The sequence below is a fragment of the Nostoc sp. genome, from assembly GCF_036919555.1.
Lineage (GTDB): Bacteria > Cyanobacteriota > Cyanobacteriia > Cyanobacteriales > Nostocaceae > Nostoc.
Window position 1 is genome coordinate 1 of record NZ_JBALCS010000045.1, and the last position, 24,880, is coordinate 24,880.

At 43.4% G+C, this 24,880-nt stretch carries 17 protein-coding genes; 8 read left to right on the forward strand and 9 right to left on the reverse strand.

What is annotated here, in order from left to right:
- The 4 genes from V7K36_RS13420 to V7K36_RS13435 form a co-directional block, all read right to left on the reverse strand.
- Positions 1 to 346 (reverse strand): hypothetical protein (locus V7K36_RS13420; protein WP_335116406.1); only part of this gene is annotated, 346 nt, incomplete at its 3' end.
- Positions 347 to 1,212: 866 nt separating this feature from the next.
- On the reverse strand, positions 1,213 to 2,514 hold the full coding sequence (locus V7K36_RS13425; protein WP_335116432.1) for a HEAT repeat domain-containing protein: 1,302 nt from the start codon (positions 2,512 to 2,514) through the stop codon (positions 1,213 to 1,215).
- A gap of 102 nt (positions 2,515 to 2,616) precedes the next feature.
- Positions 2,617 to 3,030, reverse strand: coding sequence for a QcrA and Rieske domain-containing protein (locus V7K36_RS13430; RefSeq protein WP_335116408.1), 414 nt, complete (start codon positions 3,028 to 3,030; stop codon positions 2,617 to 2,619).
- 415 nt (positions 3,031 to 3,445) lie between these two features.
- Positions 3,446 to 3,640 carry a hypothetical protein gene (locus V7K36_RS13435; RefSeq protein ID WP_094350397.1) on the reverse strand — a complete coding sequence of 65 codons (195 nt, stop codon included), beginning with the start codon at positions 3,638 to 3,640 and terminating at the stop codon, positions 3,446 to 3,448.
- Between the two features lie 651 nt (positions 3,641 to 4,291).
- On the opposite strand from V7K36_RS13435, the gene zwf reads away from it, so the two are divergent.
- From zwf to V7K36_RS13465, 6 genes are all read left to right on the forward strand, one after another.
- A complete protein-coding gene (gene zwf / locus V7K36_RS13440; protein ID WP_335116410.1) occupies positions 4,292 to 5,824 on the forward strand; it encodes a glucose-6-phosphate dehydrogenase in 1,533 nt (510 codons plus the stop codon).
- A gap of 469 nt (positions 5,825 to 6,293) precedes the next feature.
- Positions 6,294 to 7,880 (forward strand): ferredoxin--nitrite reductase, encoded by a 1,587-nt coding sequence (locus V7K36_RS13445; RefSeq protein WP_335116412.1) that lies wholly within the window; start codon positions 6,294 to 6,296, stop codon positions 7,878 to 7,880.
- A gap of 85 nt (positions 7,881 to 7,965) precedes the next feature.
- Positions 7,966 to 9,462, forward strand: coding sequence for a NarK family nitrate/nitrite MFS transporter (locus V7K36_RS13450; protein WP_335116414.1), 1,497 nt, complete (start codon positions 7,966 to 7,968; stop codon positions 9,460 to 9,462).
- Positions 9,463 to 9,822: 360 nt separating this feature from the next.
- Positions 9,823 to 12,072 (forward strand): molybdopterin oxidoreductase family protein, encoded by a 2,250-nt coding sequence (locus tag V7K36_RS13455; RefSeq protein WP_335116416.1) that lies wholly within the window; start codon positions 9,823 to 9,825, stop codon positions 12,070 to 12,072.
- Between the two features lie 132 nt (positions 12,073 to 12,204).
- Positions 12,205 to 12,657, forward strand: coding sequence for a nitrate reductase associated protein (locus V7K36_RS13460; RefSeq protein WP_335116418.1), 453 nt, complete (start codon positions 12,205 to 12,207; stop codon positions 12,655 to 12,657).
- A gap of 572 nt (positions 12,658 to 13,229) precedes the next feature.
- The gene (locus tag V7K36_RS13465) at positions 13,230 to 14,612 is read left to right on the forward strand and encodes a PrsW family glutamic-type intramembrane protease (RefSeq protein ID WP_335116420.1); all 1,383 of its coding nucleotides are present in this window, start codon (positions 13,230 to 13,232) and stop codon (positions 14,610 to 14,612) included.
- Positions 14,613 to 15,334: 722 nt separating this feature from the next.
- Here V7K36_RS13465 and V7K36_RS13470 read toward each other — a convergent pair.
- From V7K36_RS13470 to V7K36_RS13485, 4 genes are all read right to left on the reverse strand, one after another.
- Positions 15,335 to 15,982, reverse strand: coding sequence for a hypothetical protein (locus tag V7K36_RS13470; RefSeq protein WP_335116422.1), 648 nt, complete (start codon positions 15,980 to 15,982; stop codon positions 15,335 to 15,337).
- Positions 15,983 to 16,128: 146 nt separating this feature from the next.
- Positions 16,129 to 17,709, reverse strand: coding sequence for a CHAT domain-containing protein (locus tag V7K36_RS13475; protein ID WP_335116424.1), 1,581 nt, complete (start codon positions 17,707 to 17,709; stop codon positions 16,129 to 16,131).
- A gap of 132 nt (positions 17,710 to 17,841) precedes the next feature.
- Positions 17,842 to 20,112, reverse strand: coding sequence for a protein phosphatase 2C domain-containing protein (locus V7K36_RS13480; RefSeq protein WP_335116426.1), 2,271 nt, complete (start codon positions 20,110 to 20,112; stop codon positions 17,842 to 17,844).
- Between the two features lie 662 nt (positions 20,113 to 20,774).
- On the reverse strand, positions 20,775 to 21,134 hold the full coding sequence (locus V7K36_RS13485) for an NAD(P)H-quinone oxidoreductase subunit M (RefSeq protein WP_334833890.1): 360 nt from the start codon (positions 21,132 to 21,134) through the stop codon (positions 20,775 to 20,777).
- Positions 21,135 to 22,008: 874 nt separating this feature from the next.
- Here V7K36_RS13485 and V7K36_RS13490 point away from each other — a divergent pair.
- Positions 22,009 to 22,293 carry an Npun_R1517 family heterocyst differentiation transcriptional regulator gene (locus tag V7K36_RS13490; RefSeq protein ID WP_069070488.1) on the forward strand — a complete coding sequence of 95 codons (285 nt, stop codon included), beginning with the start codon at positions 22,009 to 22,011 and terminating at the stop codon, positions 22,291 to 22,293.
- A gap of 456 nt (positions 22,294 to 22,749) precedes the next feature.
- Here V7K36_RS13490 and V7K36_RS13495 read toward each other — a convergent pair whose 3' ends face one another.
- Positions 22,750 to 23,445, reverse strand: coding sequence for a response regulator transcription factor (locus V7K36_RS13495; protein ID WP_335116428.1), 696 nt, complete (start codon positions 23,443 to 23,445; stop codon positions 22,750 to 22,752).
- A 712-nt stretch (positions 23,446 to 24,157) separates the two neighbouring features.
- Between V7K36_RS13495 and V7K36_RS13500 the strand changes: the two genes are divergently transcribed.
- On the forward strand, positions 24,158 to 24,736 hold the full coding sequence (locus V7K36_RS13500; RefSeq protein ID WP_335116430.1) for a Uma2 family endonuclease: 579 nt from the start codon (positions 24,158 to 24,160) through the stop codon (positions 24,734 to 24,736).
- The last annotated feature ends 144 nt before the right edge of the window (positions 24,737 to 24,880 follow it).

Sequence of the window (24,880 nt, forward strand, 5' to 3'; positions counted from 1 at the left end):
CTGTACCTGTAGTACCACTGCCTGTACCTGTAGTACCACTGCCTGTACCTGTAGTACCACTGCCTGTACCTGTAGTACCACTGCCTGTACCTGTAGTACCACTGCCTGTACCTGTACCACTGCCTGTACCTGTAGTGCCACTGCCTGTACCTGAGCTACTGCCTGTACCTGAGCTACTGCCTGTACCTGAGCTACTACCTGTACCTGAGCTACTACCTGTACCGGAGCTACTACCTGTACCGGAGCCTCCACCTTGCGCCGAAACAGAAGGAGGTAAGGACACAGAAGCGAAACTTATGGCAAAAACAGTAGCTAAAATAGTTTTAGATAAATCAAAAGGCTTCATGCTTATGGTTCCTGTTGTGTTCTAGATCTTTGTGATTCATTGATTTTCAAAACTGATATTGTCTACTCAATCCACTGGGAAATTAGGGAAATTTCGATCAGGCAGATTGAGTAGTCTTTCACCTAGTTTATTTGGGAAAAACTGAAAGCATTTGAAGCTCCCACAACAACTTACTATTCGTTAGAGTCAACTAATTCATAATCAGTAATACACCTATTATAAATCTTTTAATTACTCTAAATACAGGATAATTGCTAATTTTTTACCTGACTTCTACCATAAGTGTAAAACAACTTATATCGCAGGAATTAATTTGGCGTTAAAGTTAGTCTATAAGCGTGAAGAGAATCAAACATTTTTGAGCTTGCAATTAGATAAGCATACCTCAAAATCAACACAATCTTTATACTAGGGATTTTACCCTAGATTGGCACATCTACAAGAGGGTTGACAAAACATTCACAAGGATATTTATGTGTATGATATTTTTTGAATATAAAGTATAAAGCTACTTATTGCAGACAAAAAACAAAATCTTTAGGCATAAAATTTATTGCCAAGAACTATGTTTGAGTAACTTCTTCAGATGCGTTAACTAAGTAGGCAAAAATAGATCAAACTATGTTATGCAATAATTTGGATATAAATAAACGAAAAATTTTAAGCAGCCAGATGCTATCAGAGGTTGAGACTCTATTGAAAATACTCTACAATCTTATTTCACCTGCGAACTTATAACTTCATACTCCAGGTGGGTCTTACTTTAGACTTAAGGAATATTTTTATTGCCAGTTAGTTTTTTATCTGATTTCACTGCTTATATTCTCCATATTGGGTATTTATTATCAATGCGTAAGTCCTACAATTTACCACTCAGCTAAAGCGATCGCTATTCCTTGTTGCAAATCTGGTGTCAGTGTGGCGTTATTTGCTAACTGCTGTAATTTTTGATGTGCGGCTTCCCGATCCAGATTTTTCAGTGCAGCGATCGCATGTAGTCTTACCGATGCATTATGATCAGCTAACAGCGAAATCAATAGTTCAATAGCTTGCATTTTGCCTAACTGCCCTAAAGACAGGGCGATCGCACTTTTAACGTTAGCAATCTCGGTAACTGGATGTTGCGATCGCAGTATTTGCAGTAAAATTTCTGCGGCTGGTGTAGTTAACTGCGGCTTTTGGACTCGCCCCAAAACTGTAACAATTTCTTGCCAAAATGTCTCGGAAGTGCTTTGATTAAGTGCTGTTTGCAAATATTCCAAACTGCGTGGCGTCTCCACCCAACTTAAAGCACGAATGGTTTCTAATTGCAGCTTTATCGGTGTCTGAGGTGAAATCAGCAAATCAAATAAATATTTGGCTGCATCATCACTTCCCATCCGCGAAAGGGAAACTGCGGCTGCACAACAAACTTCAAGGTTAAAGTCGTAAAGCTTGGGTTGCAGTATTCTCACTAAATCTAATGCTTGGTGTAAGTCGGGGCGAAAACTTAAACCAAGCACTGCTGCACGCCTAACTGTAGCGGCGACATCATCCAAAGCATTTAACAATACTGGCGGTACACGTTCGTCATGAAAACTGCTGAGGGCTTCAATTGCGGCGGCGCGAATTGCTGTTTGTGGATCTTGTATTACACTTAACAGGGGCGTGACGGTTTCTGGTTGGCGAATACAACAGAGCGATCGCACTGCTAAAAGCCTTGTATCTTCATCTAATAGAAGTTCAGAGAGGGCAGCGATCGCAACAGTACCCATTTGCCCCAATGCTCTAGCTGCGATCGCTTTGAGTTCTTCATCCTCATCGGTTTTCAACAATTCAATCAAGGGTGCAATCGCTTCCGGGTGCTGGAATTCGCCCAAAGTCCGTGCTGCATACCAGCGTAATTCTTCGTCTGCGTCTTCATATTCTAATATGTCAATGAGTGGTGGGATGGCAATATTTCCCAAGTGAGTCAACACCTTGGTAATTTCCCAGCGTTGTTGAAAATCCCCCATTTGTAAGATTGAAAGTGCTAATCTCAGCAGATATTCTCGATTTTTAATTATCTCTGGATGTTCCGAGTCTACCCCTAAGATTAATTGTTGCAAATATTGAATTAGCGATGACCAATCAGCTGCATCATCTGCTGCCTGGGCTTGCACCAAAAGCTGGTTGATGTTACTCACAATATCCTGCTTTAATTATCAATCTTCTGCCTCCTGCCCTTCGGGTTCGCCACTTGCTTTATGCCGGTGAAACCGTCCACCGCAGTGACGAACCTCCTGTCTCCACTAGGTTGGTTTAACTACAACTGAATTACCCTCAATTTTGGCGGCATAAGTTTTCAGCGGATTTGTTGCTGGGCCTTTTTGCACCTTACCATCAACCCCAAATTCTGAACCATGACAGGGACAAGCGAATTTTTTCGCCTTAGCTTGCCATGCTACGGTGCAACCTGCGTGAGTACACGTAGGGTCAACAGCAGTAATTTCGGCTTTAGATGTACCGATTACCAACACAGGCCCGACGGGTGAATTTTTCGCCAGCAATTGACCTGTTTTATCTAATTCTGCCGAAGTGCCCACTGTTTGCCAATCCTTGGATGCTGCTGTAGTCGTCTGGGAAGAACAGGCTGCGATCGCTACAGGTAGGGAACTCGCTATCCAACCCAAACCTACCCAATTAATAAAATCACGACGTTTCATAGCTGGTGAAATAATATCTAAGTTTTAGCTAACATCTGTCATCTGAAATACCCTTCATTAGGCGTTTCGCGTCGCTTATTGAGCAGGGTAAGAGCTTGTCAACTAGGCTTTATATATGACTCAGAGGAATCCAAAGTAGAGTCAATGAAACAAGAACTGAGAACTTGAATCATAAAACTTTGCGCGATGTGGGAAACTCAAAGTCTAAAGACTCTGAGAGGAAAACGACACGAGCGAACGCCAGATGCTACAAGTCGGCAGAGCCGCCCACTGCACTGGCTCCTTTAGTCGCCTTGTTCCATTACCGCTTTGGGGTTACTCGATACCGTGTAGTATTGCAATCTACTTTCGTTCAGGCAATTATGAACTGATATCTTTCACCCTGTACGCATAACGGTTTTGCACTGAGTTAGCCTTACTCCTGATCAACTTTTTCAATATCATCAGGTGTACCAGTGGCAGAAATTTTTGATGTGCCAGATTTACCTGCACCCGAGTTGCCGCCAGAAGCGCCAGCACCGCCTGAATGTTTAGAATCCGTGTTGCCTTGTTCTTCCTGAAGCTGTTCAAGGCGGTTTTTTTCTTGAGCTTTATCTTTTTGGTCAGCCATATCTTAAAAACATTTTTCGCTACGGGATCGCTCTTAACTCTACCATTTTCCTTATTCTGGCGACACCAAAGGCAAATGCTCTTAATTGGGATAAGTAATATCATGTCCGGGTAATTCGTTGTGATTCCCATAGTCATTGCACCCCACCCCTTAATCCCCTCCCCGCCGGCGGGGAGGGGAGACAAAGCATAGTTTTGGCGGGGTGGGGTTCTTCGGGTTTAATAAGCAATCAAGCGGACATGATATAAGTGGGTCAAAATAAAACCTCACCCTGCCTCCGGCTTCCCTCTCCTTACTAAGGAGAGGGATTGAGGGTGAGGTTTTATCTTATATTTAATTGTGCCTTCCTACTTAATCAGGGCGCTCATGTTGCCCACCCCACAAGATATTGAGAAATTTTAATATGCAAATTAGATGTGTTTTAGCTTACGCCGATGAATTCATACAAGACTGAGCCTAATTCACCATTCGCCACTATTACCTAAAACTTGTACATCAGGTGTTTGATTCTGGAGAAGGCCAGTGGACGATTAGTGCTGCACTCTACCAACAATTAAGCTCCAGAGATGAAGGGGAGTTTGCAGATAAACTGCTGTCTGCAATGCGCTATAGTTTGGTGGACATCTTGAAGAACATGCGGAGATTTATATCATGACGGCTGCCACCACGCCCCAGGTTCCTGTTGAAGCCTCAATCCATCAAGTAGAACCCTGCGTGATCGTTATCTTTGGAGCCGCGGGAGATTTAACCAAGCGTCTGCTGCTTCCCGCCCTCTACAACCTCAAACAAAGCGATTTGCTGCCGCCGGAATTTGCGATCGTTGGAGTCGCACACAGTCCAATGAGCCAGGATGATTTTCGCAGCAAACTCGCCCAAGACATTCATGAGTTCGCAACGGTTCCTGTAGAAGATCAGCTTTGGCAACCGCTTGAGGAGCGACTCTACTATCTTGCTGGTGAGTTTCAAGAAGCTGACACCTACCATCAGTTGCAAGACTTACTGACTCAAGTCGATCAAGACTGTGGCACTCAGGGAAACTATTTGTTCTACCTGGCAACTGCCTCTGACTTCTTTTACGACATCATTACGCAGCTGGGCGCGGCAGGATTGGTGCGTGAAGACAATAATCAATGGCGGCGAGTCATTATCGAGAAACCGTTTGGGCACGATTTGGACTCGGCTCGTGCCCTCAACAAATCCATTGCTGCTGTCCTTCAGGAAAAACAGATATACCGCATTGATCACTACCTGGGAAAAGAGACTGTACAAAACATTCTGGTGTTTCGGTTTGGTAATGGCTTGTTTGAACCGATTTGGAATCGTGAACATATTGATCACATACAGATTACTGTAGCCGAAACGGTTGGAGTCGAAGGCAGAGGCAATTTCTATGAAGGCACAGGCGCATTGCGGGACATGGTACAAAACCATCTGTTTCAACTGCTGGCAATGACGGCGATGGAACCGCCGATCTCGTTTTCAGCCGATGAGGTGCGTGATGAAAAGTCAAAACTATTGAAGTCGATCATTCCGCTCACTGCTGAAACTGTGCAAACTCATACTGTAAGAGGACAGTATGATGCGGGAACGGTGAAGGATACTCAAGTGCCTGCTTATCGCTCAGAGCCACGAGTTGCGTCCGACTCTACCACTGAAACTTATGCTGCCTTAAAGCTGAATATCGATAACTGGCGCTGGGCAGGGGTGCCGTTTTATCTCCGAACCGGCAAGCGTATGGCTCAACGCGTGACGGAAATTGTAATTCAGTTTAAGCAAGTACCCTCACTATTGTTTCGCCAAACGTCGATTGAGCGCCTCACGCCTAATTTCTTAACTATCCGTATTCAACCAGAGGAAGGAATTCACCTCCAATTTGGTGCAAAGGTGCCTGGCCCTGCCATGAAAATGGATGCGGTGGAAATGGAGTTTTGCTACACTGACCATTTTGGCAAAATCCCAAGTACCGGCTATGAAACCTTGCTGTACGACTGCATGATCGGTGATGCGACTTTGTTTCAGCGAGCAGACAATGTAGAACTGGGCTGGAGCGTCGTCAGCCCCATTCTGGAGGCTTGGATAAGCAGTTCACCTGAAAACTTTCCCAACTACACAGCAGGCTCATGGGGACCATTGGCAGCAGATGATTTGTTGGTGCGCGATGGTAGGCAGTGGCTCCCGAATTGACCCATGATTCATGCCGGAGATATTGGTGGCATCCATACTTGCTTGGCTTTCTTTGAAGTGCAAGGGATGTCCCATTGGTTCTCTCTCATTTACTCTGGCTTATTGATGACTTTGATGCAAAAAATGCATAGTTTTCATCCATTTTCAGCAATTTTGCCAAAAAACCGTAACAATTTATACGATTTTAACATAAATTTCCCTTTAACTTATGAGTATCGAAATTCTTACATGAACAGTATCTAAAGCTGCTTGACAAATTTCCTTGATGTAAATAGCGACAAGTTTTGTTTAACTAATCACGGATTAGGAGTTTCGATTTGGAATGCTCTTAAGTAAAATAACCATCTGTAAGTAAATATTAAGTTTTTATTCCCTAACCCTCGTAGATACAACACCTGATGGAACTACGGGTTGATTGATGTTGGGCAATTATCACCATATTCAGTAATTTGCAACCAGAGTCAGCCTCATGACAGACACAGCAACTACCACTACCAGCCTCAATAAGTTCGAGAAATTCAAAGCGCAAAAAGATGGACTCGCCATCAAGGGTGAGATAGAGAAATTTGCCGCCCTCGGCTGGGAAGCAATGGACGAAATAGACCGCGATCATCGACTCAAGTGGGTGGGTGTGTTTTTTCGCCCAGTTACCCCAGGTAAGTTTATGATGCGGTTGCGGATGCCTAATGGTATTCTCACCAGCAGTCAGATGCGTGTTTTAGCCCAAGTGGTGCAGCGTTACGGAGATGATGGCAACGCTGATATTACTACCAGACAGAATATTCAATTACGGGGGATCAGAATTGAAGATTTACCAGATATCTTTAATAGATTTGACGCAGTTGGTTTAACTACTATCCAGTCAGGAATGGATAACGTCCGCAATATTACAGGCGATCCCGTGGCGGGGTTGGATGCAGATGAGTTGTACGACACGCGAGAGTTGGTACAGCAAATTCAAGATATGCTCACCAACAAAGGAGAAGGGAACCCAGAGTTTAGCAATTTACCACGGAAGTTTAACATTGCGATCGCAGGTGGACGAGACAATTCAGTTCACGCTGAAATCAACGATTTAGCTTTTGTTCCAGCATTTAAGGAGGGGACAGGGCGAGAATTTTCCCAATCACCAATATTTGGCTTCAATATCCTCGTGGGTGGCTTTTTCTCAGCTAAACGTTGTGAAGCGGCAATTCCTCTGAATGCTTGGGTGGCTCCAGAAGATGTGGTAGCTGTATGTAGAGCGGTTTTGGAAATCTTTCGTGACCACGGTCCGCGTGCGAATCGGCAAAAATCCCGCCTGATGTGGCTAATTGATCAATGGGGTTTAGAAAAGTTTCGAGCAGAAGTTGAAAACAGTCTGGGTAAATCATTATTACCCGCAACGGCAAAAGACGAAATCGACTGGGAAAAACGCGACCACATTGGTGTATACAAACAAAAACAACCGAGATTAAATTACGTAGGCTTGCACATTCCTGTCGGGCGATTGTATGCTGAAGATATGTTTGAAATCGCACGTCTAGCGGAAGTTTACGGCAGTGGTGAAATCCGCTTCACAGTTGAACAAAACATCGTCATCCCCAACATTTCTGACTCGCGTTTAGCAACATTTTTATCAGAGCCTTTGCTGGAGAAGTTTTCCATTGATCCAGGTTTGCTGACGCGATCGCTAGTATCTTGCACAGGCGCACAATTTTGCAACTTTGCCCTCATCGAAACCAAAAACCGCGCCCTGGCAATGATTAAAGCCTTAGAAGAAGAGTTAACCTTCACCAAGCCAGTCCGAATTCACTGGACTGGATGCCCCAATTCCTGTGGACAGCCCCAAGTTGCAGACATCGGCTTGATTGGAACTAAGACTCGCAAAAATGCCAAAACCCTGGAAGCTGTTGACATATATATGGGTGGCAAAGTTGGCAAAGATGCCCATTTAGGAACTTGCGTTATCAAAGGCATACCATGCGAAGACTTGCAGCCAGTATTGCAAGATTTACTGATCAAAAGCTTTGGGGCAAAACTCAAGGAAGAAGCCTTAGTAGTTAGCAACTGTTAAGGCATTGGGCATTGGTGCAACTTCCGAGTTCAAAGGCTCAACTTCCGAGTTCTTCTCTGTGTTTTATTCAATTAGAAAGATTGGAATGCTTAAAAAATTATTTTCATTCAGCGATCGCTACCGCATCTTACATCAGACTTGGCTAGCTTTCTTTCTCACCTTTGTTTGTTGGTTTAACTTTGCTCCCTTCGCTACAACCATTGGCAGAGAGCTACATTTAGCACCTGAGCAAATCAAAACTTTAGCTATCTGCAACCTTGCCCTCACAATTCCCGCACGGCTAATTATTGGGATGCTTCTAGATCGTTTTGGCCCCAGAATCACCTATTCAATGCTGTTGATGTTTGCGGTTGTTCCTTGTTTAGCGACGGCGCTAGCCCAAGATTTTAATCAATTAGTCATCAGTCGTTTGCTGATGGGAATTGTCGGCTCTGGGTTTGTTGTCGGTATCCGCATGGTGGCGGAATGGTTCGAACCAAAGGAAATGGGCATTGCTCAAGGCGTTTATGGCGGCTGGGGTAACTTTGGAGCTTTTGGCGCAGAGTTTGCCTTACCGATGCTTGCAGTTTCTACTAGCTTTTTCGCTGGTGGTGCTTCTAACTGGCGTTTTGCGATCGCACTCACAGGGATCATAGCTGCTATTTACGGCGTTATTTATTACAACAGCGTCCAAGATACGCCCGCAGGCAAAGTCTACAAGAAACCTCAGAAAAATGGTTCTCTAGAAGTGACTAGTATTAAAAGCTTCTGGGCGATGATTATCTCGAATTTTGGTTTGATTTTCGCTCTAGGTTTATTAGCTTGGCGCTTGGAACAAAAGAATATTCACTTCCTAACTCTGAGTCAGATGTATTTGACTTGGTTAGTATTAGCAGGATTGTTTGCTTATCAAAGTTACAAAGCTTGGGAAGTAAACCGAGAACTTCTAATTGGCAAGAAAACTTATGCTCCATCGGAACGCTTCCAGTTTGGTCAAGTAGCTTTACTCGAATTTACTTACATAACTAGCTTTGGCAGCGAACTGGCAGTTGTTTCTATGCTGCCGGCATTTTTTGAAAAAACCTTTGGTTTAGAGCATGTTATAGCTGGGATGATTGCTGCTACCTATCCTTTCTTAAATTTGATTTCTCGTCCTAGTGGGGGTTTAATTTCTGATAAATTTGGCTCACGTAAATGGACAATGACAATTATCAGTGCTGGTATTGGTGTTAGTTATTTAATGGCACATTTTATTAGTAGTAACTGGCCGATTCCGCTAGCGATCGCAGTTACAATCTTTGCCGCTTACTTTGCCCAAGCTGGCTGCGGTGCAACCTACAGTATCGTACCCCTAATTAAGAAAGAAGACACTGGACAAATTGCCGGTAATGTGGGAGCTTACGGTAATTTTGGCGGCGTAGTTTACCTAACAACTTTTAGCTTAACCGACGCTCCCACACTATTTAGCACAATGGGTATAGCTGCACTAATCTGTGCTTTTATGTGTGCCTTCTTCCTCAAAGAACCAAAAGGTTCCTTTGCCGCTACTTATGAAGGTGAATTACCAGAAACCGCAACTACTATCTTATTAACCGAAGAATAATCAACTGAAGGATGAAATAGGAAATTCACTATAGCGGTTCTCGGTTGAGTGAGGTACAAGAACCCCACCCCCAACCCCCTAAGAGCAAGCGAAGAGGGGGCGATGATGTACCTCATGTGATTAGGAAACGCTATATCAGATTTAAATTAGGGAACTTTACACTTCATCCTTCTATAGCAGTCCTAATCTCTTTTTCATCTCTATGCGTTCTCTGCGTCTCTGCGGTTCGTTAAAAAAATAAAACCGCAAAGGACACAAAAGAATAAGAGTTTCAAAGAGTTTTTGCGTAACACACAAAATTCTCAAACAGTCGCTACATCTGAGGTTGCACAATCAAAATAACAAAATGGTACAACAGCCATGAGTGAATTTACCAAAACCCTTTGTCCCTACTGTGGTGTTGGCTGTGGATTAGAAGTTTCACCTCCAGCCCAACATGGCAAAGCAACTCATCGAGATAACCAAGGAAATCCAATTTGGCGAGTCCGGGGCGATAAAGCCCATCCATCCAGTCAGGGTATGGTTTGCGTCAAAGGCGCAACGATCGCAGAATCTTTAGATAAAAATAGATTACATTACCCAATGGTGCGAGACTCTTTAGATCAAGAGTTTCGCCGGGTTAGTTGGGATGAAGCTTTTGATCTCATCACCAAGCGCATTCAAACCGTGCGTTTCACCCAAGGGACAGAAGCGTTATGTATGTACGGTTCCGGTCAGTTTCACACTGAGGATTATTACATAGCCCAGAAACTCATGAAAGGCTGTCTGGGTACTAATAATTTTGATGCCAACTCACGCTTATGTATGTCTAGTGCTGTAGCTGGCTACATTCAAAGCTTTGGCTCAGATGGTCCGCCCTGCTGTTACGAAGACCTAGAGTTAACTGACTGTGCATTTTTAATTGGCACTAATACGGCTGAATGTCACCCCATCGTTTTTAACCGACTGGAAAAATATCACAAAAAGAACCGCAAAGTCAAAATGATTGTGGTTGATCCCCGTCGCACACCAACCGCAGAAGCTGCTGACTTGCATTTAGCAATTCGTCCCGGTACAGACATCGACTTGTTGAACGGCATCGCTCACTTGTTGATGCGCTGGAACTACATTGATACCATGTTCATGGATGAATGCACCATCAATTTTCCCGCTTATGCTAAAGTGATTCGCCATTATTTCCCAGAAATAGTAGCTCGTCAATGTGGAATCAGCATTGAAGATTTAGAAACAGCAGCTCGCTATTGGGGGAAATCTGAGCGGGTACTGTCTTTGTGGTCAATGGGTGTGAATCAATCGTCAGAAGGGACAGCTAAGATAAGAACTATCATTAACCTGCACCTGATGACTGGACAGATTGGCAAACCTGGGGCTGGTCCTTTTTCGCTCACTGGTCAGCCAAACGCGATGGGAGGACGGGAAGCCGGGGGTTTGGCGAATTTATTACCGGGGTATCGGGCGGTGGAAAATCCTCCGCACCGCGCAGAAGTTGAGGAATTTTGGGGACTCAAGCCAGGACAAATTTCGCCCAATCCCGGTTTGACTGCTTGGGACATGATTACTGGCTTGGAAAATGGGGCTGTAGAGTTACTGTGGATTGCAGCTACTAATCCAGCTGTGAGTATGCCCGATTTAGAGCGAACTAAGAAGGCGTTATTGCGATCGCCTTTTACTATTTACCAAGATGCTTATTATCCTACAGAAACCTCTGCCTACGCTCACGTTTTGTTACCAGCAGCCCAGTGGGGTGAAAAAACTGGTGTGATGACAAATTCCGAACGAGTGGTAACTCTGTGTTCAGCATTTCGCCAACCGCCAAGAGAAGCTAAAGCAGATTGGGAAATTTTTGCCGAAGTTGGACGTAGATTAGGTTTTGAAAAAGAGTTCGCCTTTGCTAACTCTGCTGAAGTTTATGCTGAGTTTGTCAAATTAACTAAAACTCGCCCTTGCGATATGACGGGTATCAGTCACGCGCAATTACAAGCAGAAGGCCCGACTCAATGGCCCCATCGAGAAAAAAGTCATAAGTTAGAATCTTCAACTCCTAACTCTTCACTCCTAACTCCTAACTCCAAACGCCTCTACACCGATTTGCGCTTCCACACCCCTGATGGACGCGCCCGATTTGGGGCATATTACTCAAAGGGATTAGCAGAACCACCAGACCCGGATTATCCTTTTGTGCTAACTAATGGACGACTTTACGGACACTGGCATACGCAGACGCGCACTGGTCGAATTGAAAAAATTTGTAAAATGCATCCAGAACCGTTTATTGAGATTCATCCCCGTGATGCTGCTAAGTTAGGTATTGTAGATAATCAATGTGTGGAAGTGCGATCGCGTCGGGGTAAAGCTAAGTTTCCTGCTAAAGTCACAAAAGCGATCGCGCCTGGTACAGTTTTTGTCCCCATGCACTGGGGTTCGCTGTGGGCAGACAATGCCGAAGCTAATGCCCTCACCCATCCAGAATCTTGCCCCGATTCGCTGCAACCAGAATTAAAAGCTTGTGCAGTGCAGCTAATACCAATTGCTGTGGAAGTTACAATCAAAAATTATCAACTCCAGTCCTCACAATGGGAAGCCTCTAAAGTGGTAATTTCTAACCAGTAATAGCTAATTTCGTCAATAATCAATAGTTATGATAATTTTTCACAACCTTCAACCCAACCTACCAATTATCCTTAACTCAACCGTATTGGTATAAATTATTAATTTTGAATTTTGAATTTGGAGCGAAGCAACGTGACAGATTTCTTTGAATTTGAAGCAGACTTTGTTGATTCTTTGCGTTGCATCCCCATGCAAGTGCGTTGCAAATTAGATACCTGTGGCATCAAGCTAAAATTGTCTGATTGGAATCAAATGACTACAGCAGAGCGTCAAGCTTTAGTCGAATTACCTTGCACTACAGAAACGGAAATTCAGTTTTACCACGACCATATCCAGCAGATAATTGTACAACGCACGGGTATACCAGCGACAAAATTGCCCATCGAGCCTCATCCTGCATGGCTAGACTCTGCCACTGTACCAGCTAGCCTTCAGGAAAAAGCTCAAGAAATAGGTGTAACCCTAACACAGCAAAATTGGGTAGCTTTAACGCCCTTACAGCGTTTTGCCTTGATTAAACTCAGCCACCCAGGACATGAAAACAAAAACTTTCAAAGTGCGATCGCAGAATTTCATCTACTTTAATTACAAAAAACAGACGGGAGGTTGAATGCTGTAATCTATCAGAAATGCTCACCCCCATTGGCTAGCAGAATTCCTCACAGTACTTGGAACTAAGATTGAACACTCAGAACTAGCTACAGTCGTTTGAGGCAAGATACCGTAAATCTTGTGGTTCGATCTTCGGTACAGTTTCTTTCCCTACTCCAAAGGAGATTAGTCAATTACAAGTGGCAAAAACAACTGATAACAGGAAACTGAAGATTATATAGTTTTTTAATAAAACTATATGCAATAAAAACTACTATTTTTTGATCAATTGCCGTGGGTTTAATTTGCAACTACGATGTCAACAGTATACCACCGATAGAAGCTGATTTATCCGTGTAACAAGGCATCTTTAGGACAAACTCTCAGTAGATTGAATAGTGATTCACATCAAGTGAAACAATTTGAAATTTTGCATCTGGAAATTTTAAATTTCTTAGCAGTAAGTGAAGCTATAGTGGATTTAGCAATGCTGCTGTTAATGTGGCTAAGGTTAGTCCTGCTGCCAAATTATGTGAAGAATTAGTTTAGAAACGCACTCTAACTCGATGACAGGGAAAAACGCAAGACATAATGCATTTCTGCGGCTAGTGTCTGGTAATGGGGCAGCTTTTGGATCAGAATCTCGCTACTCGCTGCCCCCCAGTAAAGAAATGGTAATTGGACGCGACCCCAGCTGCCAAGTTGTCTTGGATGCCATGATATACCGAATGGTATCTCGTCGTCATGCGGTGGTTCGTCCCCTTTCTCTATCCCCAGATAGCAAATTCAGCTGGGTGCTGTGTGATTTGAATAGTGCTAATGGCACTTATTTGAATGGACAACGCTTGTATGAATGTCAGGAATTGCACCCAGGCGATCGCATTTCTCTAGGTGCTGATGGACCACAATACGTTTTTGAGTATGAGTTTACCTCACTCACCCCGGCCACGACAGTTAACCAAATTATACCATTACCTTCGGCAACAAACTACCACAACCACACGCAATTAAAGCAGCCAGATTCTGTTAGCTTCACACAGCTTTTTCCGATTATTTCCACTGGTAAAGATTTAACTCGTAAAGCTTACCTCATACCGGGAATACTAACCGTAATCTTTGTAGTGTTAATGTTTGCTACAGTCGGTCAGCCCCAAGCTAATCAAGTTATTGTAGCAACTTACATCGCCTTCGCTGCCTACTATTTTGTTTACCAACTTTGCGGTAAACAGAAGCCTTGGTGGGTGCTAATGGCTGCGACATTGGGTACGATGCTGATTTTGCTCAGTCCGTTGTTGGATCTATTTATCTTCGTGTTTCGCACCGTCCTGCCTGGAAACTTGCCCTCACCCCAAGAATCTATCACCTTCACAGAGTTGCTGGTGCGGATGTTTTTTGGCGCTGGCTTGATGGAGGAATTACTCAAGGCATTGCCTGTATTAGGGGCTTTTGCTATTGGTAGAGTGTTGTCTTCACCTTGGCGGGAACGTATTGGGGTCTGGGAACCTCTAGATGGTATTCTCCTGGGAACAGCTTCTGCTGTGGGCTTCACTCTCTTGGAAACTCTCGGACAATATGTGCCAGATATTACTCAAAATGTCTCGCAACAGGTGGGTACAGGCGCTGCTGGTCAATTGGCGGGTTTACAACTGCTAATTCCGCGAATTTTAGGCTCTGTAGCCGGACACATGGCTTATAGTGGCTACCTGGGTTATTTTATCGGGTTGGCTGTCCTCAAACCCAGTAGAAGTTGGCAAATTCTCTCTATTGGTTATCTTAGTGCCTCTGCGCTCCACGCTCTGTGGAATGCTACAGGATCAATCAATGCTTTGCTCTTGGTAGTTGTTGGGGTGTTATCTTACGCCTTTTTGATGGCGGCAATTCTCAAGGCACGGGCGCTGTCACCGACGCGATCGCAAAATTTTGCTACCCGATTTCTTGGCCCAAAATAAGAGAGGATTTACGCACTGTACAAATTAATCGTGATCTGAATTAACCAGAATAAATTGTTTCAGGCTTTTATTAATTATCCTTTGATAGTAAATAGACCATGCTGTAGGGGTACAGCAATGCCCATACGTGTCAACTTAACGTAAAAGCCAGTCTAGACAAAGCTTTGATAGATTTCCTCGTTCCCAGTCTCCGACTGGGAATGCCTATAGGGGGCTGCCGCCTCAAGACTTGCGGCAGAGCCGCAATTGAAGTGCATTTCCAGCCTTCTTGCTGGAAACGAGATTTTAAAAGGGTTTAAGCTGAAGTTGACACCAATGAGCAATGCTCTGCCCTGACGAAAGATGTGGTTTTTAAACTTCCTGATATTTGGCATTTCTTGTCAATGCGTAAGTCCTATAAGAGATGAAATAAATTCAAAATTCAAAATTCTTGCATTTAAGAAAAAGAAAGTATTTATCTCTTGGGATAGATGAACTAGTTTGAAAATCAGCGTATTGTAAATTTATCTTGAGATGATTATATCTACAAAAATAAAGAGCATTAAACTTGTTGCGAAAGTCTTGATTTTCGACTCTTTCTTTGCTGCTGTGCGTAAGGCAACCACCATCTTTGCGAGATACGCCTCTGAACGAGCTCGTGCAAAGCGCGGATTACGGTAACTACAGTGCATGATGAAAATTTTAGCTTTTTCTACTCCCTACTCCCCATTCCCCATTCCCATTCATATTTCAGACTGAGACTTGTTAAGTTGAGTGAAAGCATAGGAAGCGATCGCTAAACTAACTTTTGCTTTCTCTACTTCTGATAAAGCTGTCCACTCGCTATTTTTAAGATTACTGAGCGCAGATATCGGGTTTTGCGATTCGCTACTTCGCATCGCGTAAGCAAAAGGACGAGCCAAAACTAAAAGATCCTCTGTTCCCCAAGTTGGTAGTACTGTCTGAACGCACTCAACCAGTTGCTCACTGATTAATTGGCGAGCAGCAAATATCTCAGCTGCTTTGGTGGCGATGGCGTTGAGGAATTGTTGGGGGACATAGGTACAAAAAGTAGTATGTAATGTTTCTTGAAGATTAAGTACTACTGACTGTTGTAGGTTCTGATTGTAGTCTGGTATAGAAGTAATACCAGACCAAAGTGTGTCTAGATGGTTGTAAAAATCTGGCGATAGCCTGATCACTTCTTCGTCAACCAAATCTTCCATTCCAAACTGTTGTTCCAGTTCCTGAAAATAAGCTTCTGATTCTTCATCAGCTGGATTCCAGGGATAGGTAGCATCCTCTGGTTCCAGTAACGCTTCTAAAAACTCTAAATCTTCTTGAGATGGCAAAGAGGAGAAAGTGTCTGAATTGTTAATTTTTTTAGCCATTTTTTATTGCCTCAAGATTATTTGGTCGTATTGATAGCTACAATTCCTCAGAGGAGATTTCCGCAAAAACAGTTGATTTTTATCCCGGAAAAACAGACTTTAAAAGCTGATGTTCAACATCAAAATTCATTTTGGCAATAGCTCTGTTAGGAGTCCTCAATAATAAACTCCCAGGTTTCACCTCTAGCACTTCCAAACTTTAACTGCATTCCCGATTTCAAAGGGACTTCCTCTCGGAGGATTTGTTGCCAACCGTTAGGGCCTAAAAACCAGGTTGTCCCGTAGGTGGAAAAATCTTGCAAGTAATAAGTTCGCATCAGTGTAGCATCAGTAAGAGTATTGCGGCAGAAGATTTCGGCGTGGCGTTTGGATACAGATGGTTCAGGGATGACAATATCATTGTCTTTCGTGCGACCGATACGGGTGACTCCATAACGCAACAACCAAATTTTACCTTTTGGGGTCAGCGATCGCAACGAAGCAGTTGCAAGCGGGAAACCGACATCAGGAATGGCTGTGTCTGGTAGTTCGGTAATACCTTCATCTAGGTTCTTAATCAGTTCGCCATTAAAATCTGGATGCAGGTAGAGAACAGGCAAAGTCCAAGCAGGTTGATTAAATTTATACAGTGTTAATAACTCTTGCCTAGCCAGTGCTACAGCTTCATCAATTGGTTTGTGCGATCGCAAAGCTTCGGTAAAGGCTTGAATAAAACTGTGGCTTTCGTGGTCAGCGATTTCATCGCGCATCCCCAAAACCGCAGGTACACCATGACGAATCAGTACTTCTGCTAAACTGCTAGCAGGTATCGCTTGATGATTGCTAGCAGCTGGTTGTGCGCCCCAACAGGCGTTGAAAACCGCTAGTTTCACACCTGTACGGGTCAATACTTGGGCTAATTCTATCCCATTCAGGGGCATCTCTGGTCGCAAAAACAGTAACCCCCCATCGGGTCCTGGCAAACCATGTCCAGCGTAAAAGAAAACATTGTATGCTTTGGTTTCTAACTGATCAATCAATTCCTGTGGAGTTGGTTGTAGGAGTTGATTCACTATACAAGGTGCATATCTTTGGGAATTTCCACTTACAGGTGTATCTGCAAGAGTTTGCTGTAAGATTGCAGCTTCTTGTTCGAGTTCCAGGTTTTGATCATGACCTAAAACCAGCAGAATACTTAAAGCCTTGTCAGTTCGCAAATACGGTAAGGCATCAACTTCAGTGCTGGTGCGACTAAATAGCAAATCTGGGGAGAGAGACATCGCCGATTGACCAGGCTCACCCTGCATAATTTCCCAAGGGAAAGCGATGAGATCCGGGTCACGAATTTCTAGTCGAAAGCGCAAACGTGTATGCTCACCCATAGCAATACCGCGACTGCGTTCTAGACTACCAAGAATTTGCCCGTCGAATACCCAGCGCCATAAATTCATGCCCAAGTATTGCATCAGACGACTGCTATAGGGGCTAGTGGTTTCACCTGAAGGGGGTAAAATCCGATCTATGGGCAATGGGTTGGCCTTTTGAGATGTTGAGTTTGGGGAAATATCGAGGCGACCATGACCAGCAAACATCTGTTGCCATTCTTGCCAAACTTGAGTGAGTTCAGCAGGCAATATACAGTCACGTAAAACGTAGCCACTGGGATAGGGAGCTTTGACCACCCAAATGGCGAAGTTGTCAGTGCCAGTGTTTAGGAGACGGGCGATCGCCAAATTCAGGGATGGCATGGATTCATTAAAATAAAAACTAAAAACAAATTATTTAAAATAAGAATTCTCCAAAGTGAAAATTTTCTACTTTTTTACTCTGATTGTTACCTGTTATTATTCCAGGTTTTTACAAGTTTATCGAGTATTTAACTAAGTTGGACTGGTGTCAGTTGGTTCAGTAACTGGCGGTTGCGTGACAGTTCTACATGGATTTGGGACGTCTGATTGTAAAACAGAGACGGCAAAACGGTTCAGTTGGGAGAAGTCCAGCAATACTGTTTCCGGCAAAGGTTTTGAATTTTGTGGAACCGAGGTAATTACTGCTGGGTTATTAGTATTAGCTGGAGTTTGTGTACTTTTATTGGCACAGACTCGCATAGATGCCGAAAAACCCCCAGAAACAGGTTTGGGATTTAATCTTTTCTGAACAACTTCTAAAAAAGTCCCACGGGGAAGCGATTGGTTGTTTCCCAAGGAGATTTCCTTGTTAGTTTTAATTACCCAACCAGGAGAAAGGTTAGTAAGCGATCGCGGTGTGGGTGTAGCTTCGATGCTAGGCTTTGGAGTTAGTATGGGATTAGCAATAATTGGAAATGAGCCTAATGGCGATCGCAGTTGTTTGACGAAGAATCCTAAAGCACCTGCTGCTACCACAAATATTAATGGAACTATCCACTGTAGCGGTAAACTGGAAGTTTTGACAGGCTCAGTGTCGGGAATGACCTGAGTTTTGTGGTTTGGGCTATCTAAAAGTGTCGTATCTGTCGCTCTGGAAGTCAAATCCACAGTTTTGGCAGAATAACTCTTTGGAATGACTGCTTTGATCGTAATTTCTGGTTCCCAATATTGAACTTGATAATGGACTAAAGCGACGGTGACATTATCGTGCCCATTTTTAGTATTAGCGATTTCGACTAATCTATCTGCAACATTTACTATATTTGTTTCCCCAAGCAGAATTGGCAAGATTTCTGTTTCCCAGTACTCTTCAACCCGATCAAAATCACTCAAACCATCGGATGTGAGTAGAAAAACAGCATCTTCATCAAGCATAAACCGTGTTGATGTGGGATGCAATGAAGTGCTAGGCCCCATACCCAAAGCCTGAACCAGAGAGCCAGCAGCACTCTGTTGCACAGCCTCACGATAAATGGCATAACCTAGCCGCACCTCGCGGCAGGCGACATCATCATCAAGGGTAACTTGATAACAGCCGTGGCGTGTAATCCAGTAGGCACGACTATCGCCAACGTGGGTAATGTACATTTCGTGAGCAACAGGCAATGCCATGACTAATGTCGTCCCCATCCGCTGACGCCCTTGGCGATTTTCACTGTCATTGCGCTGACTAATTTTGTCATTGGCAATGGACACTGCCTTTTCTAGGTCATCGAGTAGCAGTGAGGGATCTATGTGGTCGTAGGGAACTTTTGTTAGTTGCTGTACCTGCTGCTGGATCGTTTCAATGGCTAAATTTGAGGCGACATTGCCGCCCTCGTGGCCACCGATACCATCACAGACAATTGCTAAAGCTGTTGGTTGGGGTGGTTTGCTCACCAGAGTGCCACTGGGGGGGCTACAGGCATCTTCATTACGTTGGCGAGTTGGTCCAGTGTCGGTTTTGGTGATAATTTTGATTGTGGGTGTTTGCGATCGCCCTAATTGTGCTAGTCCTTGATCTAAAACTGTGATTAATTGATCGGTTGAATTCATCTGTCCCTGAATTAAGGAAAGGCTAACCTGATCAACAAATTCAGTGATAGCTGGTTTGGCATCACTGACCAATTGCTGCCAAAATTCACCTAATTGGGGCAATTCTGGTGATGTTGCGATATCTAAACGCAATTCCAACAACCGGACTAATGAGCCTTCTACCCGTAATACATAGGAGTCAAGTAAGCTAGAAGCGACACCCTCACTCACCAGAGGTTGCCACAGATGAGCTATTTGCCATAACCAATTGAGTTGGCGCATTGATGTTGCATCCCGCCAAGCAGTGGTTAACTCGCTGCCCAAATGCGCTTGTTGGATTGTGTCATCTACTAATAGTGGCGGTTTTTCTAAGAGTAATATTTCTCCAGGGGAGGGACCGTCAGCGACAAAAAGCACTCCATATACCTGCGGTACGTGTAAGCGATAGGGAATGAGTCTCAGGTAAGCTTTTAGAGGCTGGAAATTATCTAACTCAGGCGTTAGCGCTAATAAACCAGGCTTGGTATCTAAAAGAACAAATTTATCAAGGACTAGATAGCGATCGGCTAATATTTCTCCAGGGCTACCCACACTCGGGCCATCTACCACAGCCCAGAGATAATTTTTGGGTAGGGGCGTGGAACATCGCTGGCAAAACTTGTGGGTCAGGGGGTTGGCAGCCTGACAATTTTCATTTGGACAGTAGAGCGTTGCCGCGTCATTTTCCATAGTTTTCGCACCGATCAGCGATTGGCAATTTCTTTAACAGCATTAGTAGGGACAATCTAGACCGCTCATCTTTCTGAAACTTGACATACCCAGACTTTAGATGATGATTTTAGCTGGCGGATATCAGCAGGTGCTAATACTTAACTTATCCAAAGAATACGCTCCCAAGTCAACCCTACAGCCTCATCATAGCTTCTGTTGCCCTGTGACTCTCCACCAATAAAGCAACTAACTCCAACCCTGTCCCCAAAGCATAACCCAAGCATGACTATGTTATTTGCTTTTGCTGAATTACCCGATCATTAAGAGGCAGATAATGTTGGTATTTATTTAGTTTATAAGTAAGATAGCAATAATTAACTTTAATTAAGAATTAAGATAATTAAATATACTTTTGGCAACAGTACCTGATGAATGAAGTGGTTCAGATGACTTTTCACGGTATATGGAAAATCTCTCCTACAAGGTTACAGTGTACACACAAGTCATCGAATTCTCAAAAATCTTGAAAAACCTCACTCTGTCCTGACGCACATCCCTCTCCGTGAGTTCGGAGAGGGACAGGTTTTGCCTAGCAGAAGCTTTCTTGAGTTTTCTTTGGGCTTCACCACATCACCTGAATTGTCAGAAGGGTTCGGCCAGCTCGCTAGTAACTATTGAGCTTATTGTTTGTCGTCAATTGCTACTTGGGGGACTCCCATGCTGTAGTTGGTAACACGGGCAGAGAGATTGTAGCTGAGTTCGCCGAGTTGCAGGAGCGATCGCAGATAATGCTCTAAGTCTGACCCCACACGGCGCAAGTTATAGTCTGTGAGGTCTACGCCACTAGATGCTTCTACTAGTTCATCAAATTTTCGGTAAACCTTTTGCAGCACATCTTCATTCCAGTTAAATTCGTTATCTGGGTCAATATCTAACGTTAAAACCTGTTCACTTGGAACCAGTTCGCCATCCCGGTCAATTTCACCTGCAAAAATGCGGACATGCCGGGTTGTAGACTTAAGCAGCATCGGGTTATCCATAAAAGGGTGCAAGATTTGGGTGGATTACACTGAAATTATTGTAGACGGTATATCTGAGCTTGAATGCTCTCAATTTACAAGCTTTGAACGCAGTTTTAAAAGAGTATATTGAATGGGCATAAGTAAAAATATCATCTGTACTGATTAACTTGCTACCTCTATTAGGAGTTGAAGACAGAGCTAGCTGTTAGTACTGACAGTAGTCCAATTATTTTTCTGCAAAAATTACTGGTTAGAGTGTTTTCATTTGGCGCATATAAACAAGTCTAAGCGGTGTGCTAATCTTACCTACTGCTAAAATTTTTTTACTCATTAAGCCCAAAACACAGTATGGTCAGGCGTTTGGCAGGAATAATTTGATCTGTGTACATTTTTTGATGGAGAACAAAAATTTTTACCTTAATAATTATGCTCAGAAATTTCTTCTGAATTTGCTGCTGAAAAAAACGCACATCTAGTAATTTTACTGAATCGGGCTACATCGACCTCTGGGTTTAATAAATTTAAAAAAAATAAGCGATTTTACTTACGTATAAATACCAAAATTGAAGTAACAAGTAAACCTGCTATTGACGTTAACATAAAGTTGATGTAAAAAGCTTTAAAAAGGTCGAACAACTTCTTACAGAAACTTTATTGTGTAGAATCTTAAAAACTGAATAATGGTTATGGTTTACCATAAGCTACATCTGGCACAGGAACATCAAAATCTAGATTGAAAATAAAACACAGGAGAGTGAAATAGAATACAAAGGTGATTGATGAAGAAAAATTCTTAATTCAAGCACTTTGGATTCAAAAAAGATATAAAGAATTTTGCTGGACATCTACCTCCTTACCCTCATGACCACCAAGTAAAGGAATCTCAATAGCCATGAACTCCAAAGCATTACCACGCCAAATAAATAATCTCGAAGTAGGTGTTTATGAGTGCGAAATACATCTCAAATTCCGGTTAATTGAGGAAAAGAGTCTATTGAGCGATCGCGAACAATTGTTACAGGTGCTACTTGATGCTTTGACCGAAGGTTCTGACGACTTTCTAGAGACGCTGCAAGCGTCCGTTAAAGCCCAGGAAGTGTCTGAGTTCAAAGCCTCACCTCAAATGCGACGCCAGCTAATGCGCTTGCGTAATGCTGCCGAGAACCCCCAAACTTAAAGGTGTAATTTGAATAGTGACAAAACGTGAATTGGGCATCAAATCAAATGTTGATCTTATACACCAGTTGCAATAGAAACTAAGCACTGAGTAGAATTCATCAAATAATGTGATTTCTATTTTGTGAAAGTCTTATTTAGCAACACAAAATCCCAGGAACAGTTTCCTCCATTAAAAAATTTGTAGCAAAGGTTACTGGTAGAATCTCAGAGCAAATTCAGCCGGGTGCATTTTACCGAGTTTTTATCAAAACATTGTAGGAATAACAAAACCCTGTGTCTTTACAGATGGGGAATTGGACAACAGCGCAAATCAAATGAAAACCTAAAAGACCAAAGTAAAAATAAAGAAGAGGAGTAAAGGGCAAACGTTATCTAGAACCCTTGTAGAAACCTAGCAGTGCAACGTCTCTAACTCAATGCCCCATGCCCATGCCTCATGCCCAATGCCCCATGCCTATTTAGCAAGTCCGTGTTCTAGAGCAAAACGAACTAACTCTGTACGGCTACTAGTGCCAGTTTTACTAAATAAACGGCTGACGTACTTTTCTACATTGCGGACACTGGTTTCCAAGCGACGGGCGATTTCTTTGTTCATCAACCCTTCAGCAACCAAATTTAGAACACTTTGTTCTCTGGGAGTCAAATCAATTTTGAAAGGGGCTGGCGATTGGGAAATGGCATTTCTTTGAGTTAACAATGCCTTTATTTGGGCAATCTGATTGGCTAGTTCAGCAATATCAGGGGTTTCAGCGTCATCTCCCGTACTTGCGGACTTAGCGGCGCGGCGGGCTAGCAAATTTTCAACTATAGCCACCAGTTCATCGGGATCAAAGGGTTTGGGTAGATAGGCATCAACACCAGCATGATAGCCTTGGATGCGATCGCCTGTCATACCTTTAGCAGTTAAAAATACTACCGGGAGTGCTTGGAAGCGGGGGTCTTCCCGCAGTTGCTTCAGGAACTGATAGCCATCCACCTGGGGCATCATCACATCGGAAATCACTAAGTCAGGTGTATTCAGCTGCATCCATTCCCAACCTTCAAGGGCGTTACTGGCGACTTGAACGCTGAAACCGCTCTCTTGCAAATAGTCTTTCACGGCTTCCCGTATACCTGGTTCATCATCCACCAGTAACAATTGTGCTGACATTTAAAATTTCCTTGAGTTTTGCTCTTTCCAATTTAGCGAAAGTTGACAGTCATTGAACAAAAGGTATTGGGGAATATAGGACTCATATTTAATTTTTGAAATACACGTAGGGGAGCCAGTGCGTTGCGGAGGTTCTCTCCGTTGTAGCAACTGGCGTTGCGTTACGCCAAAGGCTAACGCACCACTTCAGATTTTAGATGCCGTACTCTCGGCGATAACACACCCTACATATACTTAGATTTTTTCACGCAATCAAATCGGATTGCTATATAAGGAAGATATTCCCGTGTCTATCAGTGACAATATATAAAGGTATACCAGTTGTAACTTTTTCCAAAAAAACACTGTATGGTCACTAGAAGAAATTGCCAGAGCTAGCCGAATAGCCAAAGAATATTTAGCGGAGATTTCTAGAAAAGAACAACCTCAGAGTTAACTGTGGGATGAAATACAGTCCGAAATCCTGGCAAAGTATGATAAGCAATTAGAGCAACTTGGAATTAATCTGCTTGACTGGGAGTTAATAGAACCAATTAAGTACGCCATCTGCTTAAAGGATACCATCATCCCAACGCTGCAACGCACAAAGTATGGTTTTGAAAGTGAAACTCATGCTCATAGATACTTTACAGCCGCAGTTAGGGAAGGTTGGACTCCAATCTGGTAGCAGGTTAACCATAATAGTGATAATCAAGACAGGAGAAGCTGCAAGATGACTGCTATTACCCTGAACTTAGAACCATTAATCAATCTCACTTCTGAGCAGTTTTATCAGCTATGTCAAGTCAACCCTGATGCTAAACTAGAGCGCACCGCATTAGGAGAATTAGTAGTTATGGCACCGACTGGTGGAGAAACTGGTAGCCGAAACCGCAGACTAACTCAACGCTTGGGAACTTGGACAGATGAAGATGGGACTGGAGAAGCTTTTGACTCCTCAACGATGTTTCAGCTTCCCAATGGAGCTTTACGTTCGCCTGATGCAGCTTGGATTCCTTTAGAGCGGTGGGAAGCACTGGTTCCTGAAGAAAGAAAGACTTTTCCTCCCATTTGTCCAGATTTCGTAGTAGAACTGCGGTCTGATTCCGACACCCTCAAGTCGCTCCAAGACAAAATGCAGGAGTATATGGTAAATGGTACGCGGTTAGGCTGGCTAATTAACCCCAAAGGTAAGCAGGTGGAAATTTATCGCCAGGGAAAAGAGAAGGAAGTACTACTGTCGCCAAATCAGTTATCGGGGGAGGAGATACTATCAGGTTTTGTCTTGGATTTACAGGGGATTCTCTGGTGACATTACCCCGACCTAAAGGTACGGGGCTTCCAAAAATTACTTCAAAGATTTCCTAGTTGCTCCCTTACGGGTTTTCGACTTTGACCTAGACTGAGATATCTCAACATAGGCATAACCGTCTGCATAGGCGTTTTGGATTCCCGA